15 protein-coding genes are annotated in these 16,851 nt (G+C 69.4%); 5 read left to right on the top strand and 10 right to left on the bottom strand.

Features of this window, described 5'->3' with window-relative positions:
- Positions 1–52: 52 nt before the first annotated feature.
- From ACWGE0_RS02995 to ACWGE0_RS03005, 3 genes are all read left to right on the top strand, one after another.
- Positions 53–1,909, top strand: coding sequence for a discoidin domain-containing protein (locus tag ACWGE0_RS02995; RefSeq protein ID WP_452259196.1), 1,857 nt, complete (start codon positions 53–55; stop codon positions 1,907–1,909).
- 47 nt (positions 1,910–1,956) lie between these two features.
- Positions 1,957–3,762: a ricin-type beta-trefoil lectin domain protein gene (locus ACWGE0_RS03000; RefSeq protein ID WP_452259197.1), complete on the top strand. Its 1,806-nt coding sequence runs from the start codon at positions 1,957–1,959 to the stop codon at positions 3,760–3,762.
- Positions 3,763–3,859: 97 nt separating this feature from the next.
- The gene (locus tag ACWGE0_RS03005; RefSeq protein ID WP_452259198.1) at positions 3,860–3,988 is read left to right on the top strand and encodes a hypothetical protein; all 129 of its coding nucleotides are present in this window, start codon (positions 3,860–3,862) and stop codon (positions 3,986–3,988) included.
- Here ACWGE0_RS03005 and ACWGE0_RS03010 read toward each other — a convergent pair.
- The 3 genes from ACWGE0_RS03010 to ACWGE0_RS03020 form a co-directional block, all read right to left on the bottom strand.
- On the bottom strand, positions 3,985–4,395 hold the full coding sequence (locus ACWGE0_RS03010; protein WP_452259199.1) for a DUF6292 family protein: 411 nt from the start codon (positions 4,393–4,395) through the stop codon (positions 3,985–3,987). The two genes, ACWGE0_RS03005 and ACWGE0_RS03010, sit on opposite strands and share 4 nt — an antisense overlap.
- A 166-nt stretch (positions 4,396–4,561) precedes the next feature.
- Positions 4,562–5,935, bottom strand: a complete 1,374-nt coding sequence (locus tag ACWGE0_RS03015; RefSeq protein WP_452259200.1) for a M14 family zinc carboxypeptidase — start codon at positions 5,933–5,935, stop codon at positions 4,562–4,564.
- A gap of 28 nt (positions 5,936–5,963) precedes the next feature.
- Positions 5,964–7,853, bottom strand: a complete 1,890-nt coding sequence (locus tag ACWGE0_RS03020; protein WP_452259201.1) for a protein-arginine deiminase family protein — start codon at positions 7,851–7,853, stop codon at positions 5,964–5,966.
- Between the two features lie 124 nt (positions 7,854–7,977).
- Here ACWGE0_RS03020 and ACWGE0_RS03025 point away from each other — a divergent pair, with 124 nt between their 5' ends.
- Entirely contained in the window at positions 7,978–10,605 is a 2,628-nt protein-coding gene (locus ACWGE0_RS03025) for an ATP-binding protein (protein WP_452259202.1), read from the top strand.
- Here ACWGE0_RS03025 and ACWGE0_RS03030 read toward each other — a convergent pair.
- From ACWGE0_RS03030 to ACWGE0_RS03040, 3 genes are read right to left on the bottom strand one after another with little or no spacing between them, the layout of a single operon-like run.
- Complete coding sequence (locus ACWGE0_RS03030; RefSeq protein WP_452259203.1) at positions 10,598–10,978, bottom strand: ester cyclase; 381 nt, start codon at positions 10,976–10,978, stop codon at positions 10,598–10,600. The two genes, ACWGE0_RS03025 and ACWGE0_RS03030, sit on opposite strands and share 8 nt — an antisense overlap.
- Positions 10,978–11,397 (bottom strand): Dabb family protein, encoded by a 420-nt coding sequence (locus tag ACWGE0_RS03035; RefSeq protein WP_360029718.1) that lies wholly within the window; start codon positions 11,395–11,397, stop codon positions 10,978–10,980. Before ACWGE0_RS03035 ends, ACWGE0_RS03030 begins: the two co-directional genes overlap by 1 nt.
- Before the next feature lies 1 nt (position 11,398).
- The gene (locus tag ACWGE0_RS03040; protein ID WP_452259204.1) at positions 11,399–12,520 is read right to left on the bottom strand and encodes an MFS transporter; all 1,122 of its coding nucleotides are present in this window, start codon (positions 12,518–12,520) and stop codon (positions 11,399–11,401) included.
- A gap of 203 nt (positions 12,521–12,723) precedes the next feature.
- On the opposite strand from ACWGE0_RS03040, the gene ACWGE0_RS03045 reads away from it, so the two are divergent.
- Positions 12,724–13,788, top strand: a complete 1,065-nt coding sequence (locus ACWGE0_RS03045) for an HAD-IIIC family phosphatase (RefSeq protein ID WP_452259205.1) — start codon at positions 12,724–12,726, stop codon at positions 13,786–13,788.
- Here ACWGE0_RS03045 and ACWGE0_RS03050 read toward each other — a convergent pair.
- From ACWGE0_RS03050 to ACWGE0_RS03065, 4 genes are read right to left on the bottom strand one after another with little or no spacing between them, the layout of a single operon-like run.
- Positions 13,766–14,416 carry an O-methyltransferase gene (locus ACWGE0_RS03050; protein ID WP_452259206.1) on the bottom strand — a complete coding sequence of 217 codons (651 nt, stop codon included), beginning with the start codon at positions 14,414–14,416 and terminating at the stop codon, positions 13,766–13,768. The two genes, ACWGE0_RS03045 and ACWGE0_RS03050, sit on opposite strands and share 23 nt — an antisense overlap.
- Positions 14,401–15,129, bottom strand: a complete 729-nt coding sequence (locus tag ACWGE0_RS03055) for a hypothetical protein (protein WP_452259207.1) — start codon at positions 15,127–15,129, stop codon at positions 14,401–14,403. Before ACWGE0_RS03055 ends, ACWGE0_RS03050 begins: the two co-directional genes overlap by 16 nt.
- Entirely contained in the window at positions 15,126–16,007 is an 882-nt protein-coding gene (locus tag ACWGE0_RS03060) for a 2OG-Fe(II) oxygenase family protein (protein ID WP_452259208.1), read from the bottom strand. The genes ACWGE0_RS03055 and ACWGE0_RS03060 overlap by 4 nt, the downstream gene beginning before the upstream one ends.
- An 8-nt stretch (positions 16,008–16,015) precedes the next feature.
- A complete protein-coding gene (locus tag ACWGE0_RS03065) occupies positions 16,016–16,816 on the bottom strand; it encodes a methyltransferase domain-containing protein (RefSeq protein ID WP_452259209.1) in 801 nt (266 codons plus the stop codon).
- Positions 16,817–16,851 lie beyond the last annotated feature (35 nt).

Consider the following 16,851-nt stretch of genomic DNA (forward strand, 5'->3'; position numbering starts at 1 on the left):
CCGGGTGTTTCATCCTGAAAGCTGATGTTTCACAGTGATGAACGGGTGTTACATGAGACGAACCGCGATCGTGGCCCTGGTCCTCGGCCTCACCGCCGTACCGACCGCTGAAGCGTCCAGCGCGCCGGAAGCACGGGTGTGGGTCACCACGCCGGACCGGGCCGAGTTGATGCACGAACGCCCGAGCGTCGCGTTCGGCACCACGCCCTCGACGCATCCGACGATCGTGGTCGACCCGGACCGGAGTTATCAGACCGTCGACGGGTTCGGCGCGTCGATCACCGACTCGTCCGCGGAGGTGCTCGCGGGCCTGTCCCCTGCCGTCCGCTCCGACACCATGCGCAAGCTCTTCGACCCGGTGCGCGGCATCGGGGTCAGCTTCCTGCGCCAGCCCGTCGGCTCGTCCGACTTCACGGCGGCGAAGGAGCACTACACCTACGACGACGTGCCCGCCGGGCAGACCGACTTCGCGCTCAGGCACTTCAGCGTCCGCCACGACGAGGCGAAGATCCTTCCGTTGCTGCGCGAGGCGAAGCGCCTCAACCCGCGGCTGAAGGTCATGGCCACGCCGTGGAGCCCGCCGGCGTGGATGAAGGACAACGACTCGCTCGTCGGCGGCAAGCTCAAGGACGACCCGAAGGTCTACGACGCCTACGCGCGTTACCTCGTGAAGTTCGTGCAGGCGTATGCGAAGGCGGGCGTGCCGATCGACTTCCTGTCGGTGCAGAACGAGCCGCAGAACCGCAAGCCGGATGCCTACCCCGGCACGGACATGCCGGTCGCGGCGCAGCTGAAGGTGATCGAGGCGCTCGGGCCGAAGCTGCGGATCGCCAGCCCTCGCACGAAGATCCTGGGCTACGACCACAACTGGGCCACGCACCCCAACGACGGCGCGGCGGAAGCCGACTACCCGTACCAGATCCTGCGCGACAAGGCCGCGAAGTGGCTCGCCGGCACCGCCTACCACTGCTACTACGGCGACCCGAGCGCGCAGACCGCGCTGCACAACGCCTTCCCGGACAAGGGGATCTGGTTCACCGAGTGCTCGGGTTCCAAGGGTGCCACCGATCCACCGGCCAAGGTATTCAGCGACACGCTGAGGTGGCACGCCCGCAACGTCGTCCTCGGCACCACCCGCAACTGGGCGCGCAGCGCGGTGAACTGGAACATCGCGCTCGACAGCACCGGCGGCCCGCACAACGGCGGCTGCGGCACGTGCACCGGTCTGGTCACCGTGCAGCCGGACGGGTCCGTGGTCACCGACGCCGAGTACTACACCATCGGGCACCTGTCGAAGTTCGTGAAGCCAGGAGCGCGCCGGATCGGCAGCACGTCGTTCGGCACCACCGGCTGGAACGGCCAGATCATGGACGCCGCGTTCCGCAACCCGGACGGTTCCACGGCTCTGGTGGTGCACAACGAGAACGACGACCCGCGCACGTTCGCGGTCAACGTCGGCGACCGCACCTTCGAGTACACGCTGCCCGGCGGCGCCCTTGCGACGTTCACCTGGACCACGCAGCACCGCGGCAAGCTCGACCTCGTGCCGCTGACCGGCGCGACCGCCACCCCTGACGGCGCGCTCGCGATCGACGACGACGCGTCGACCCGGTGGTCCAACAACGCCGCGCAGGCTCCGGGCCAGTACCTCCAGGTGGATCTGGGGCGGCGCAGGGACTTCCGCCGGGTCGCCATCGACAGTGGCGGCAACCTGGGCGACTACGCCCGCAACTGGGAACTCTCGGTCAGCGACGACGGCACGTCCTGGCGCCCTGTCGCCTCCGGCGTGGGTGTCGGCCAGCTGACCACCATCGACGTTCGCCGCACCAGCGCGCGGTACGTCCGCATCACGTCCACCGGTGCCGCGAGCAACTGGTGGAGCATCGCCGATTTCCGGCTCTACAACTGAAAACCAGCTAACGGGCGCCCAAACCCCTGCAAGGAGCGCTTATGTCAATGACGACAAAACGCCTGCGCGGCATCGCCATCGCGGCCGCCGTCGTGACGGCGGGAAGCACCCTGATGTCTCCCGCCGCCACCGCGGCGACCAACGCGAGCGTGTGGCTCACCACCGCCGACCGCTCGAACCTCCTGCGCCAGCAGGGAGACGTGACGTTCGGCTCGGGCGGCAGCGGTCCGACGATCACCGTGAACCCGAACTCCACCTACCAGTCCATGGTCGGCTTCGGCGCGTCGTTCACCGACGCGGCGGCGTGGAACATCTTCAACTCGCCGCGCCGCAACGAGATCATGAGCAACCTGTTCAACAAGAGCAGCGGCATCGGCATGAGCTTCATCCGCCAGCCGATCGGCGCGACCGACTTCTCCCGCAGCTTCTACACCTACAACGACGGCGCGGCGGACCCGACGCTCTCCCGGTTCTCCATCGCGCACGACAACGCCTACATCATCCCGCTCCTGCAGCAGGCCAAGCAGCTCAACCCGCAGCTCGCCGTCATGGCCACGCCGTGGAGCGCGCCGGCCTGGATGAAGAACAACAACAGCCTCATCCAGGGTTCGCTCAACGACAGCCGGATCGGCGTCTACGCCGACTACCTGGTCAAGTTCGCGCAGGCGTACAAGGCCGCGGGCATTCCCATCGACTACATGAGCGTGCAGAACGAGCCGAACTTCGAACCGCCGGGCTACCCCGGCATGAGGATGTCGGCGCAGCAGCAGGTCAACGTCATCAACACCCTGGTGCCCAAGCTGCGCGCGGCCGGTGAGCAGGCCCGTCTGCTCGGCTACGACCACAACTGGGACGACACGAACTACCCGCAGACCGTGAACAACGGCGCGGGCGGCAACGTGATCGGCTCGGCGTGGCACTGCTACGGCGGCAACCCGAGCGGCCAGTCCGTCGTGAAGAACAACCAGCCCGGCAAGGACATCTTCTTCACCGAGTGCTCCGGCACGAAGTCGGGTGACGACGCGGCGACGTTCCGCGACACGTTGCGCTGGCAGGGCATCAACCTCGCGATCGGTGCCACCCGCAACCACGCGCGGTCGGTGGCGATCTGGAACATGGCGCTGGACCAGAACAACGGCCCGGTGATCGGCAGCTGCACCAACTGCACCGGTGTCGTCTCGACCATCGGCGGCAACGTCACGTACAACGCCGAGTACTACGTCCTCGGTCACCTGTCGAAGTTCGTGCAGCCCGGCGCGGTGCGCATCGACTCGACCGGCTACGGCGAGGGCGGCATCCAGAACGTCGCCTTCCGCAACCCGGACGGCCGGATCGTCCTGGTGGCCCTCAACTCCGGCGGCCAGCAGAGCTTCCGCGTCTCCTACGGCGGCCAGACGTTCGGCTACACCCTCCCGGCCGGCGCGATGGCGACGTTCACCTGGCCAGGCACGCTCGACCCCGGCCAGCCCGGCAGGACCGGCGCCATCACGGGTCTGGGCGGCAAGTGCCTGGACGTCACCAACGGCTCGACCACGAACGGCAACCTGCCGCAGCTGTGGACCTGCTTCGGCGGCCCGAACCAGACGTGGACCCTCGCCACTGACGGCACCGTGCGCGGCCTCGGCAAGTGCCTCGACGTGACCGGCAACGGCACCGCGGACGGCACAGCGGTCCAGCTGTGGGACTGCTTCGGCGGTGGGAACCAACGGTGGACCGCGTCGAACGGGACGCTGGTCAACGTGGGCAGCAACAAGTGCCTGGACGTGATCGGCAACAACACGGCCGATGGCGCGAAACTGCAGATCTGGACCTGCACGGGTGGGGCCAACCAGAGGTGGACCGTACCAGCGTGAGCAGAGGAACCGGCCGGTGCCCGAAACGGCGGGCACCGGCTTTTCCGTGTGCTTGAGGTCAGTGCTTGAGGTGGCGCCGTACGGGTAACCGGGCGGCATGACCGATCCCGTGAACCCCGAAGCGCCGCACTCCCCCGGCACACCTGACCTGAGCGATCTCGACACGCCGGAACCCGAGGTGCCGGCCGCCGAGACCACCGACGACGAGAGCGAACCGCCGGACTAACTACGGGAAGTCGCTCCCGCGCGCGGCGACGGCACGAACGCAGCGAAGTCGCGATTCGACACTTCTGCCTGTTCGGTGTGCAGCAGACCCGTCACCCAGTTCACCACCGCGACCGGCGAAGGGTGCGGGTCGCCGTCCATCCGCGCGACCTCCACCAGCTCGCCCAGGCGGTCCTCGACCGCGGCCGACCAGCCGGTCAGCTCGTTCCACTGCAGAGCCACGTAGTGGTCGGGGAAGTCGGGCAACCGTCCGTCCAGCGCCACGTACGCGCCGGCACGCGGCTGCGTCTCCACGAACGAACTGTCGCCGCGCAGCCCCAGCCCTGCGACGACCTCACCCACGTAGCGCCGCACCCGGCGCGCCACCGAGTCGTCGAAGTCCATCTCGAAGTCGAAGTCGATGGTCATGTCGTGGTCCATGCCAGCAGTGCCTCCGTCAGCCGAGCACCCTGTTGTGCGCAGCTCGGATACCCCTGCCGGGTGTCGGCGAAACCCCTCCCAGGACACGCGTACGGTGAGATTTCCGACCGTCTCGTCCCGGCTCGGCCGAGACGGCCGGAAAACCGTCAGACGATCATCCGCCGTAGGGGTTCGCGGCCTTGCGCGCCGCGTAGGTCAGCATCGGCTTGACCTTCGCCCAGTGGCCGTCCTGGCACGCGTACTCGGGCGTGAACCCGACGCAGGTGCCCTCCCAGTTGCCGATCTCCCAGGTGTAGTGCGGGACACCGAGTTCGCCGTAGACCCAGTCGTCGATCGAGCCGCCCGCGGTGTAGAGCAGCTCACCGGGCTGGCCGTATTGCCAGTCCGGACCCGCGAGCTGCGCCATGTCCTTGGCCATCGCCCGCAACGGACCGTCGTTCGGCGACGGCGTGGTCGTGTAGCCCCACGGCAGCAGCACGACGTTGAGAGCGGCGTGCATCGTGATGACCATGCCGCGGGTCTTGGGATCCGCCGGGTCGGTCAGGCCAGGGCCGCGCGTGTCCGGGTAGAGCGCGCGGAAGAACTTCTCCAGCGCCCTGGTCTCGACCTCGGAGTCCGCCTTCGGGCCGCGGTAGACCTGGCTGCACGGGTCGGACGACGTGCCGTTGTCACCCCACTGCGCGTTGAAGTTGCGGTTGACGTCGATGCCGATCTGCGCGTACGGATCCTGCTCGGAGGTCGGGCACTCCTTGGGACCGTTGGTGTAGTTCGCATTCTTGCGCTGCAGCTTCGGCGTGTCACCGCCGGACTGCACGATCTGCACGCCGTCAGGGTTCGCGATCGGCACGACCCAGACCTCTGTCGTGTCCAGCAGCGAGGTGACCTCGCTGTCCTTGCCGTAACCCTGCGTCAGGTGGTCGATCCAGCGCCACGCCATGTCACCGGTGGTGATCTCGCGGGCGTGGATCTGGGCCGACACGAACAGCCGCGGCTTGCGGACGTTCGGGGTCAGCTTGCAGTCGCCGGGACCTTTCTTGGTGATGCAGATGGCCTTGAGGTCGTGGCCACCCGCGCCCTGGGTCTTGCGCCACGAGTCGCCGTAGTCGACGACGGTCGCGAGGCGCGCGTACCGGAACGCCACCTGGTCGAGGTGCGCGTAGTGCGCCTTGATCGTGCGGTAGCCGCCGTAGTACGTCTCGTTGACGCCGTGGCCCTTGGTCGTCGCCGCGATCGTGGACGGCGCCATCACCTGCTCGACGGTGCCGGTGAACCCGGCCGCGGTGAGCTTGGTGTGCACGTCCTTCGAGCCGAGCACGAACAGGTCGTCGCCGTCACGCTGTTCCAGCACGTCGAACCCGCGCGCGAGCAGGTCCTGCGCCTTCTGCCCGAGCGGTGCGGGCACGCGGTAGACGTACGTCTGCCCCTCCTGCACGGGCGCCGGTGGCGGCGGTGCGGCCACCGACGTCCCGACGAGGAAAGCCACGCTGGCGGCGCCCGCCAGTGCGAGGCTCAGCCTTCGCTGCTTCATGTTCGTGAACCCCCTGGAGCTATCGGTTTTACCGATCTTGAACATAGCGATCACCGCGCCACCAGTCGGCACGGGTCGGCTCGCGGAACGCGTTGGTACCGCAGTGCACCTCGCCGAGCCCTTGGTGCAGGAACTCCCAGTCCTCGACCCACTTCAGCCTGACCGGCGTGCGGGCGAGCGCCTGTTCGGCCTTGTTCTTGAACAGGTCCACGCCGTTCACGCGAGGGCCGTGCGGGTCGGGTGCGCCGAACACGCCGCCACCGAGTGAGATGCCGTTGGGAATGCCGGCCGAGTGAGCGGCGAAGACGACGCGTGGGGCGGCGCCCGCCCTCATCCGGTCGCGCAGGTCCGTCACCATCTCGCGGGTGACCCGCCCGGACGCGGTGAGCTGGTCGCTCGCCGCGTCGAGCTGTTGCCAGCTGAACTGCTGGAACAGCACCGGAACGCGGACCAGCTCTCGTTCGGCGAGGCCGGTCTCCCTGGTCAGCACGGCGAGCTGGGTGTCGATGTGCTGCGCCGCGGTCTCGTTCTGCTCCAGGAACACCGGATCGGCGAGCGCCTGGTCGATGGTCGGCTTGTCCTTCTCGTTGGTGCCCTCGAACAGCACCGCGCCGCCGTGTCCGTCCTTTGTGGCCTGACGCAGGACGTCGAGCGCGAGTCGCGGGTCGGCGACCATGAGCGTCCAGCCGCGGGAGTTGCGCGCCGGGACGACGTGCACGGTCTCGTCGGCGTGGCCCACGGCGAGCCAGGCCGTGTCGATGACCACCGGGTCCGCGTACTGCGAGCCGATGAGGGTGGTGAACGTCGGGTCCGGTTTGCGCGCGGCCGTGCTGCCGTAGAGCGGGCGGCCGAGTTCGTGGCCGCGGTAGGGCGGCAGGCTCTCGTAGTTGCCGGTGGAGTTCAGGCTGTCGTCGACGGTGGTGTCGCGCTGGGCCGTGTATTGCTGCACGACGCCGACGTCCGGGCCGCGCAGCGCGCTGAACACCGCTCGTCCGGCGGGGCGCAGGGCCGGCGGGTAGATCTCGCCCTGCCACTCGATGGCCGGCCGGTAGTTGGCGCTGCGCAACAACACGCGCATGACCTGCGGTTTGCCGTCGCGCCCCGGCATGCTCGCCGTCGTCGGCTCGAAGATGTCCTGGACCCACCTGTCGTCGTGGGAGATCCGCGTCAACGCGGACTCGGGCAGGTTCGCCGCCGCCAGCGCGCCGCGCAGCCCGGCGAGGAACTCGTCGTACCCCGCCCGGTACTCGGGACTGACGGGGTTCGACGTCACGACCTGCTTCGGTGCCTTCAGGTCGTTCTGCAGGATCAACGGCGCCACGCGCAGCTGCACCGAGTCCGTGCCGCCGGCCTTCAGCGTGACCGTGACCGTGCCGTTCCAGACGGCCTTGTCCCTGATGAGGTCCTTGCCCTCCAACGCCAGTCTGGCGCCCTTGCGCAGTTCGGCGGCGGTGAGCGAGCCGCTCTCCCCCAGCGAGGTCCAGGTGCCGTCGCGCTCGACCCACAGGCGGGCGTACCTGCCCTCACCGGGGCTCAGCGAGACCGTGCCGTCCTGGCCGACGTTGCCCGGCATCGTGCGCAGCGGCGCGAAGTCCGCCGCGTCCTGAGGTCCGTTGACGACGTCGTCCTGGGCGTCGTTGCACGCCGCGAGCCGTTCGTCGACCGCGATGGCGTGATCCTTCAGGTCCTCCTCGGTGACCTTGCAGCGCTTGGTGTCGTCGTCCAGGTTCGGCAGGAAGATCGCGCCGCGCTGCGATGTCCATCTGGTCTTGCCAGCCTGGTCGGCCCAGTCGACCGTGCCGTTTCTGCTGGTGTCGGCCAGAAGTACCGCACCTGGCGCTGCTGACGCCGACGCTCCGGCGAAGGCCACGCTCGACAACGCCAGCACGCCGGTGATGGCGGCAACGCGAATTCTCACAAGTTCCCCCTCGTGATCATGTGTTGCCACGCTAGGGGGCTGCTCCGTACGGCCGCATCCTCCTTGAGGCGACTACGCATCCGCCTGTGGTTGTGGGCCGATCGGGTGACGTAACGTTCGAATCATGCCGACATCTCCACGTCTCCTGGGGCGCGACGACGAGATCCGTTGTCTCGACGGGGTGATCAACGCCGGTCGCGAAGGACGCGGTGGTGCGATCGTGCTGCGCGGCGAGGCGGGCATCGGCAAGAGCGCGCTGCTGGAGCACGTGCGTCAGGCGCCCGGATTCATGGTGCTGGAGGCGTCCGGGTCGGAGTTCGAGGCCGAGTTCCCGTTCGCGGCATTGCATCAGCTGTGCGTCCCGTTGCTGGATCACCTCGCGGAACTCGCCGCGGGCCGCCGGGCCGCGCTGGAGGTCGCGTTCGGGCTGACCGGCGGATCTCCGGACGTGCTGCAGATCGGACTGGCCACTTTGGACCTGCTCACCGCCGCTGCCGCCGATCAGCCGGTGCTCTGCCTGGTCGACGACGCGCACTGGCTGGACGAGGCGTCGGCGAAGGTCTTCACCTTCCTCGGACGCAGGCTGCCCGCCGATCCGGTCGTGATGGTGTTCGCCGCCCGGCAGGCAGGAGTGCTGGACCAGTTGCCCGCGCTGGTGGTCGAGGGGCTGTCCGACGCCGACGCCCGTGCGCTGCTCGCGGCCGAGCCGGTGGACGACAAGGTGCGGGAACGGCTGCTCGCCGAGGCGCGCGGGAACCCGTTGGCACTGCTGGAGTTGCCCAGGGCGGGCGGGTTCGCGTTGCCGGAGGTGTCGTCGGCGCCCAGCGCGATCGAGGCGAGTTTCCAGCGCCGGGTCGCCGCTCTGCCGGCGGACGCGCGGTCGCTGCTGATCGTGGCCGGCGCCGATCCCACGGGTGAGCCGCGGCTGATGTGGGCGGCCGCGCGGCAACTCGGCATCGACGTGACGACGGCAGGTGCGGTCGCCGAGGCGTCCGGGCTGGTGAGCCTGTCCACTCGGGTGCGGTTCTGTCATCCGCTCGCGCGGTCGGCCGTCTACCTCGCCGCCGACGCCGCCGAGCGGCAGGCCGTGCACCTCGCTCTCGCCGACGCCACCGATGCTCAGGTGGATCCGGATCGGCGGGTGTGGCACCTCGCGCAGGCCGGTACCGGACCCGACGACCGAGTGGCGGCCGAGCTGGAGCGATCCGCCGCGCGGGCCCGGTCACGCGGTGGGGTGGCGGCCGCGGCGGCGTTCCTCGAGCGGGCGGCGACGTTGTCGGTGGAACCACGACTGCGGGCCGAGCGGACGTTGGCGGCGGGTCAGGCGAAGTTCGACGCGGGGGCCGTCGACGTCGCCGCCGAGCTGCTCAGCACGATCCAGGTCGAGTTGCTGGACGCGCCGGAACTGGCGCGGGCCGATCGGCTGCGCGGGCAGGTGGCGTTCGTCCGGAACCCTCAGAACGACGGGCCGGAGTTCGTGTTGAAAGCGGCACGACGGATGAGCGGTGCCGCCGCCCGCGAGTGCGTGCTCGACGCGTTGGAGCTGGGCCTGGTGGTCGGACGGGCCAGCGGCGTCACGGACGTCGTCGTGCGCGAGGCCCGGTCGATGCCACCGTCTCCGGACGTGCTGAACGCGTTGGTGGTGCTGTCGACCGAGGGGCATCGGGCCGCCGTTCCGTTGCTGCGGCAGGCCTTCACCGACGACAGTCTGATGTGGACCGGACATCCGGCGCTGGCCACGATGCTCGCGGGCGAGCTCTGGGACAGCGAGGTGCACCACACCGTCACCGCGTGGCTGATGAGGACGGGACGCGCGGCCGGGTCGCCGTTCGTGCTCCGGCTCGGCCTGGCGCAGACGGCGATCATGGCCGTGCACGCCGGTGACTTCGGTGCCGCGATGTCCGCCATCGCCGAGGAGGAGGCCGTGGCGGACGCGCTCGGGGTCGCTCCCCTGCCGTACCCGCGGTTGCACCTGGCCGCGATGCGCGGACGTCGTGACGAGCTCGCGCAGCACACCGAACACGCCACGCGGGCCGCAGCACGCCTGGCGGGACTGCTGGTGGCCAATGCGCATTGGGCTTCTGCCGTGCTGCACAACGGACTTGGCGACTATCCGGCGGCGTTGGCCGCCGCGCGGCTGGCGGTCGAGCCGGGCGATCTCTACCTCGCCGGTATCGCGTTGCCCGAGCTGGTGGAGGCGGCGGTGCGGTGCGGGGAGGAGAAGTCCGCGGTCGTCGCGCTGGAGGATCTGACCGAACGCACTGCCGCCGCCGGCACCGAGTGGGGCCTCGGGGTGGCGGCGTGCTCACGCGCGCTGGTGTCCGGTTCCGAGGACGACTACCGCGAGGCTCTTGAACACCTCGAGGTCACCACCGCGAAGCCTTACCTGGCACGCGCGCATCTGCTGTACGGCGAATGGTTGCGGCGGTCCGGACGCCGGATCGACGCCAGGGAACAGCTGCGGACGGCGCACGAGTTGTTGTCCGGCATGGGGATGGAGGCATTCGCGGCACGGGCGGCCCAGGAGCTGCAGGCCACCGGTGAGGTCGCCCGCAGCCGGTCCGCACAGGCTGCGGACGACCTCACCTCGCAGGAGCAGCACATCGCTCGCCTGGTGGCCACCGGGGCGACGTCCAAGGAAGTCGCCGCCCGGCTGTTCCTCAGCCCCCGCACGGTTGATGCCCACCTGCGGAACATCTACCGCAAGATGGGCATCAACTCACGCCGGCAGCTCAAGGAGCAGTTCAGCTGATCGGCTGGACCAGGCCAAGCTGCTGAGCGGCCCAGAGGCTGTCCGCGTTGAGCCAGTACTCGGCGATCTTGCCGTCCGCCACGCGCAGGATGTCCGTGCCGTGGAAGGAGATGTCGCCGGCCTCCGCGAACCAGCGGAGCACGTGGTACGGCTCCTGCGAAATCGGCCCGACCTCGACGGTGAACTTCAGGCCGGGCATGTTCTGGTGGGAACCGCGGATCCAGGCGTCGAGCCCCTCGCGTCCGGTGTGGTCCTGCGACGGCCCACCGGTCAGCGGGGCGACATGCCAGACGAAGTCCTCGTGGACGATCGTGTCGACGAGCCCGAACTCACCGTTCCACAGGTCGATCCAGGCGTTCGTGAGGTCGCTCATCACTTGTCTCCGTGCTGGCCGGGGGCAGCGCTGCCCGTGTACTCGCCGAGGTCGGACACGAGCTGGGTCAGCTCGGGGTCGCTGTCGTAGCGCTTCTGGTGCAGGGCCGCGATCTTCGCGCCCATCTCGGGGTCCTCGTCGTCGGTGATGTCGAACGACGCGAACTTGTCCACCAGCGGCAGACCGACGCGGTCGGTGTTGCGGTGCGCCGGGTGGATCAGGTACTCCCAGTACCCCTCGAGATCCTCGATGACGAACGTGGCGCCCCACTCGTACTCGCCGCCGAAGTCACGACCGACCACGAAGGACTTCACGGACGGGATCACGCGGCCCTGGTTGCGCAGGCTCTCCAGCGCCTCCTCGATCTGCTCGGGCGAGGCGTCCTTGCGCAGCGTGAAGCGGTTGCCGTGGTAGATCATCTCAGTTCTCCTTGTGTCCCAGGGCGAGTGCCGCCCCTGCGATGGTGGTGACGACACCGGTCCAGGTGAACGCGGCGGCGATGCCCGCCGACCCGACCAGCGGTGCGATGACGAGTGGTGACAGGAACTGGCCGAGGAAGATCCCGGCGACCAGCCCGCTCAGCACGCGGCCGCGCTGAGCCGGCTCGGCCAGGTCGGCCAGCCGCAGGTTGAGGTTCGGCACGACCAGGCCGACGCCGAAGCCGCCGATGAGGAGCCCTGCCGTGACGATCAGGACGTGGTCCGTCGTGCCGATCACCAGCCAGCCGGCGCCGAGCAACGCGACGCTGGCCGCGGTGATCCTTCCTTTGGTGAGCTTGGGGAACACGAGCGCTCCCGCGACGCTGGTCAGCGTGCTTCCCGCGACCACAAGGCCGATCACCGCCGGGCCCGCGTTCAGGTCCCGGAGCAGGAACGGCAGCTGGGTCGGGGCCATGTAGAACACGAGCGTCGCCACCGAGGCGAGCACGTAGATCCAGATGGCGGCCTTGGGAAACCCGGTTCGGGCGGATTTCTGGACTGTTCTCGGCTCTTCTTTCAGACCTGTCGCCGCGGCCAGCGCGACCAGTGCCGCAACGCTGTAGAGCCAGAACGGAAGCCGCCAGTCGACGCCCGCGAGCACGCCCGCCAGCGGCAGGAAGACCACGCCGCCGAGGCTGGCGAAAGCTTGCTGGAACCCGAGGAACCTGCCTCGTTCCGGTCCGTCGAACCAGTCCGTGATCAAGGCGCTGACCGAGGTCATGACGCCGCCGACGGCGAGACCCAGCAGCGCTCTGGTGCCCAGCAGGACCGGGAGGCTGGTGACGAAGAACCCGGCGGTGCCTGCCGCCGCGTACAGGACGAGGCCTGCGATCAGCAACGGCTTGCGTCCGGCCCGGTCGGCGAGCAGACCCGCGAACGGCGCGCTGATCGCGATGGCGAGCGAGGTGATGGTGAGGGCCAGGCGGACCAGGACGCCCTCGCCGTACACCTCGCCCATCGCGGGCAGGCTCGGGGCGATGATCGCCGCGGCCATGATCGTCAGGGTGGCGGAGGCCAGGACCACCGCCCGGGCCGTTCGCGTTGGCGCAGTTCGTGTTGTCACACGACATACCTTCGTGGCGGGCGGGTGCCGTTCGCGTCGGTAGGAGTTACGTAGATCGGTCACCTACGCAGACCCGGCGGAGCGGGTCGGCGGGCGAGCGACCGCACCGAAAGTCCGTGCTGTTTCCGAGGATGCCTGGCGTTCGGCGCACAACACCGCGATGATCGAAGGGAACGTCCGGAAGGGTCGAGGGGGAGACTCAGATGAACGTGGTGAAGTGCGTGGTGTGGGATCTCGACAACACGTTGTGGCAAGGCACTCTTCTCGAAGACGGTGACGTCGTGATCGCCGAGGAGATGCGCGCCGTCGTGAAAGCGCTGGACGAGCGCGGCATCCTGCAGTCCGTGGCCAGCAAGAACGACCACGACCTCGCGTGGGAGCGGCTCACCAGGCTCGGCATCGCGGACTACCTGCTGTTGCCGGTGATCGGGTGGGGGCCGAAGTCCGCGTCGGTCCGGATGATCGCCGAGAAGCTCGGCTTCGCTTTGAGCACCATCGCTTTCGTGGACGACCAGCCGGCGGAACGGGCCGAGGTCGCCTTCCACCTGCCCGATGTTCGTTGCTACGACGCGGCGGACGCCCTGGGGCTGCTGGACCTGCCGGAGTTCACACCACCGGCGTCCACGGTGGACTCACGTCGGCGCAGGCAGATGTACCAGGCCGGGTTCGAGCGGGACGGTGCCCGTGACGACTTCGCCGGTTCCGACGAGGACTTCCTGCGCACGCTGGAGCTGCGCATGACGATCGGGCCCGCCGGTGAGGAGGAGTTGACCAGGGTCGAGGAGCTCACCCTGCGCACCAGCCAGATGAACGCCACCGGTGTGCACTACTCCGACGCCGTGCTGCGCGCACTGCTCGCCGATCCGCGGCACGAGGTGCTGGTCGTCACGATGTCCGACCGGTTCGGCACGCACGGCGCCGTCGGCATCGTGTTGCTGGAGAAGCATTCTGAGGTGTGGCACCTGAAGTTGCTCGCCACGTCGTGCCGGGTCGTGACGTGGGGTGCGGGCTCGACGATCCTCAGCTGGCTCACCGATCAGGCCGCCCGCGCCGGCGTGCACCTCGTCGCCGACTTCCGCAGGACCGACCGCAACCGGATGATGGAGGTCGCCTACCGGTTCGCGGGTTTCACGGACGAGAACTGCCTGTGCCGCAACGTGATCACGACGCAGGACGTCGAGCACCTGCACCTCGTGCCCGAACGCAGGCCGGCCTCCCCGATCCTCACGGTGACCGCGACGGACATCAGCGCCGTCGTACGAGCGTGATACCGTCCACCACCGGTAGCAGCACGGCTTCCACCTGGGAGTCGTGCTGCACCAACGAGTTCAGCTCGCGGACCGCCTGAGTGCCCTCGTCGGTGTCGGAGGGATCGGCGACCTTGCCGTCCAGCAGCGTGTTGTCGATGACGATCAACCCGCCGTGACGCACCAGCCCCACCGCCTGCTCGTAGTACCGCGGGTAGTTCACCTTGTCCGCGTCGATGAACACCAGGTCGAAACTCTCGTCCCGCAACCCGTCCAGCACCTCGAGAGCCGGACCGATCCGCAGGTCGATCCGGTCGGCCACGCCGGCGCGTTCCCAGTGCGGCCTGCCCACCGTCGCCCACTTCGCGGAGATGTCCACGGTCACCAGGCGCCCGCCGGGTGGCAGTGCCCGCGCCAGGGACACCGTGCTGTACCCGGTGTAGGTGCCGACCTCCAGCACCGAACGCGCGCCGATCAGGCCGGCCAGCAGCGTGAGCAGCCTGCCTTCTTCCTGCGCCACCGGCATGACGGTGCCGCCGGGCAGCCCGGCGGTCTCCGCACGCAGCGCGGCGAGCACCTCGTCCTCAGGTTCCGACACCGACGCGACGTATTGGAGCACCGCCGGTGTCACGATCAACTGGTCTGCCACGTCTCCGCCAGGTGCTGGTCGGCGAGCGCGATGATCCGCAGCCCGCAGTAGTTCTCCAGAGGTCCGCCGAACGTGCCGTCCGGCCGCCGTTCGCGTTCCGCCGCCGCCCGCACCTGCTCCCACGGCCAGTCGAGCCCGAGCAGATCCGCGCAGCGGTGCCCGGAGGCCCCGGTCGCGAGTGACCACGACGGATCGTCCGCGCTGAATGCCATGTGCCCGTCCAAGCATCGCGCCGCCAGCCAGTCGGCGGCATCGGCACGGCCCTGCGCGATGTCGCCGAGCCAATGCCGCGTCCACACCCCGACGTACGTGTACTGCACATCCGCGCGCACGCCGGGCCCACCGCCGTAGCCGCCATCGGGATGGTGCAACGACTTCAGCATCGCGGCGATCTCCGCTGACTCCGCCGCGTCCGGCCGGTCGCGCAGCAACGCCCTGGCACGCGCCGCGTAGAAGAAGCGGTGCACGTCGGCGGTCGACGTCTGCGAGCGCAGCCACGCGACGGTCTCCGGCCGCGAACCCAGCTCCCCCGCGATCGACAACACCCGCAGCGCGCAGAACGTGGCGGGCAGATCGGGCACCAGCGCCGCCGGATCGTCGGACCAGCCGGGCCCGATCTCCCGCTGTGCCACCAGTTCCAGCGCGGCCGGGTCGAGCGGGTCGCCGGTCAGCACGCCGAGCTCGGCCCGGTATCGCGCTTCCTCCAGCGTCACAGCGACCGGCCGCGCGCGTCCAGCAGCACCTGGCCGACCGTGCGCCGTTCGTCGGACTCGCCGAACAACGGCGTCGCGGGCGTGTCCAGGTCCGGGAAGTAGAACGCCGCCGTGGAGCTGCGCAACGCCCCTGTCGGCGGGATCACCCGGTGTTGCGCCGCCTCGATCTTGCCGCCGGTGCGCTGGCTCGCCGTGAGCCCGAACAGCATCAGCAGGTTGCCCGGCGCGGTCCGGCACGGCAGCCACGACCCGTCCGGCGCCCTGATCTCCAGCCGGTCCGCCTCGCCGGACTCGGTGAGCGCGCTGATCGAACTGCGGTCCCGGTGTTCGGGGAACGAGAGCCCGTCCGCGCCCGGCCTCGGCTGGTACAGCGTGAAGGTGACGTTGGTGTTGTCCGGCCCCGGCCCGACGAACGCGCTCACGTCCACCGAGAACGCCTCGGCGAGCCTGCCCAGCAGCCGTTCGAACGTGCCGACCACGCTGGCGCGGTACTCCTCGAACACCGTCTGGACGTGCACGTCCGGCCACACGTTCGCGTGCTCGTACAGGTCGAGGTACTCGGGCCGCACACCACCGGCCCGTGCGGCGGCGACGTCGTCGAAGCGCGCGACGCTGTAGCGGTCGAACACACGGCGGCCGTTGTCGTCGTCGGAGAAGGTCCAGCCGCGGTTCTTGTGGCCGCTGGGACTCTGACTGCCGAGCTTCTTCTCCTGCGGCAGCGCGAAGAACTCGGTCGCGATCCGGTCCGCGTGGTCGGCGACGCGGCGGGTCTCCGCCGCGCCGGCGAGCTCGAACGCGCCGAACGTCGCCGCGCCGGTGAGCGCCGTCTCCGCGAACTCGGCGGCGGATGCTTCGAGGTGGACCAACGGAAGTGTCATGGTGCTCCTCAGAATCGGGCGCGGACGCCGACGGCGGTGAACATGGTCCAGCTGCCGAAGAACTCACCGCGCGCGTCCGCCGTGCGCAGGTCGTCCCACCACAAGGCCTCCTCGGCCGGCGTGATCAGTCCGGCGGTGACGGCCTCGCCCGACCACCTGGTCATCTGCAGCATGCTGTCGAACCTCGCGAGCTCCTCGGTGATGCCCACCCAGCCGGAGCTGACCACGTCCGCGAATCCCAGGCCGCGCAGCAACGACGGCAGCCGGGTCGCGATCCACGGCTGGCGCAACGTGTTGTGCGCCTGGCTGAACACCCGGTTCGTGAGGCCGATGTGCGGCGAGTTGAGCCCGAACGCGGTGGCGTGCGGCTCGGCGGCGATCACCCGGCCACCCGGTCTCACCGCGCGGGCGTAGGACGCCAGCACCGGGAGGACGTCCTCGACGTGGATCAGCACGCGTTCGGAGTGCACGACGTCGAACTCCGCCTCGGCCTCCATCGTCGTGGCGTCGCCGTGCCGGAACTCGACGGCGAGACCTTCGTCGTCCGCCCGGCGGCAGGCCTCGTCGAGCACCGTGTCGCTGCGGTCGAGGCCGACGAGGCGGCCGGTGTGACCCGCGCGCGCCATGCCGAGCAGGCGGGTGCCGACGCCACAGCCGACGTCGAGCACGTCGAGGCCGGGATCGGCCTGTGCGGCGGCGGCCAGCACGTCGGCCTGACGCGCGTGCAGCGCGCTCACATCGTCGAGATAGGTGGCGACGCCGTGCCTTCCGGCGGACCGGTCGAGATCCTGAAAACGATTCGTCGTCATAAATGAACCCCCTCGGCGAGGCTAGCAACGTCATC

Source organism: Lentzea sp. NPDC054927 (genome assembly GCF_053610285.1).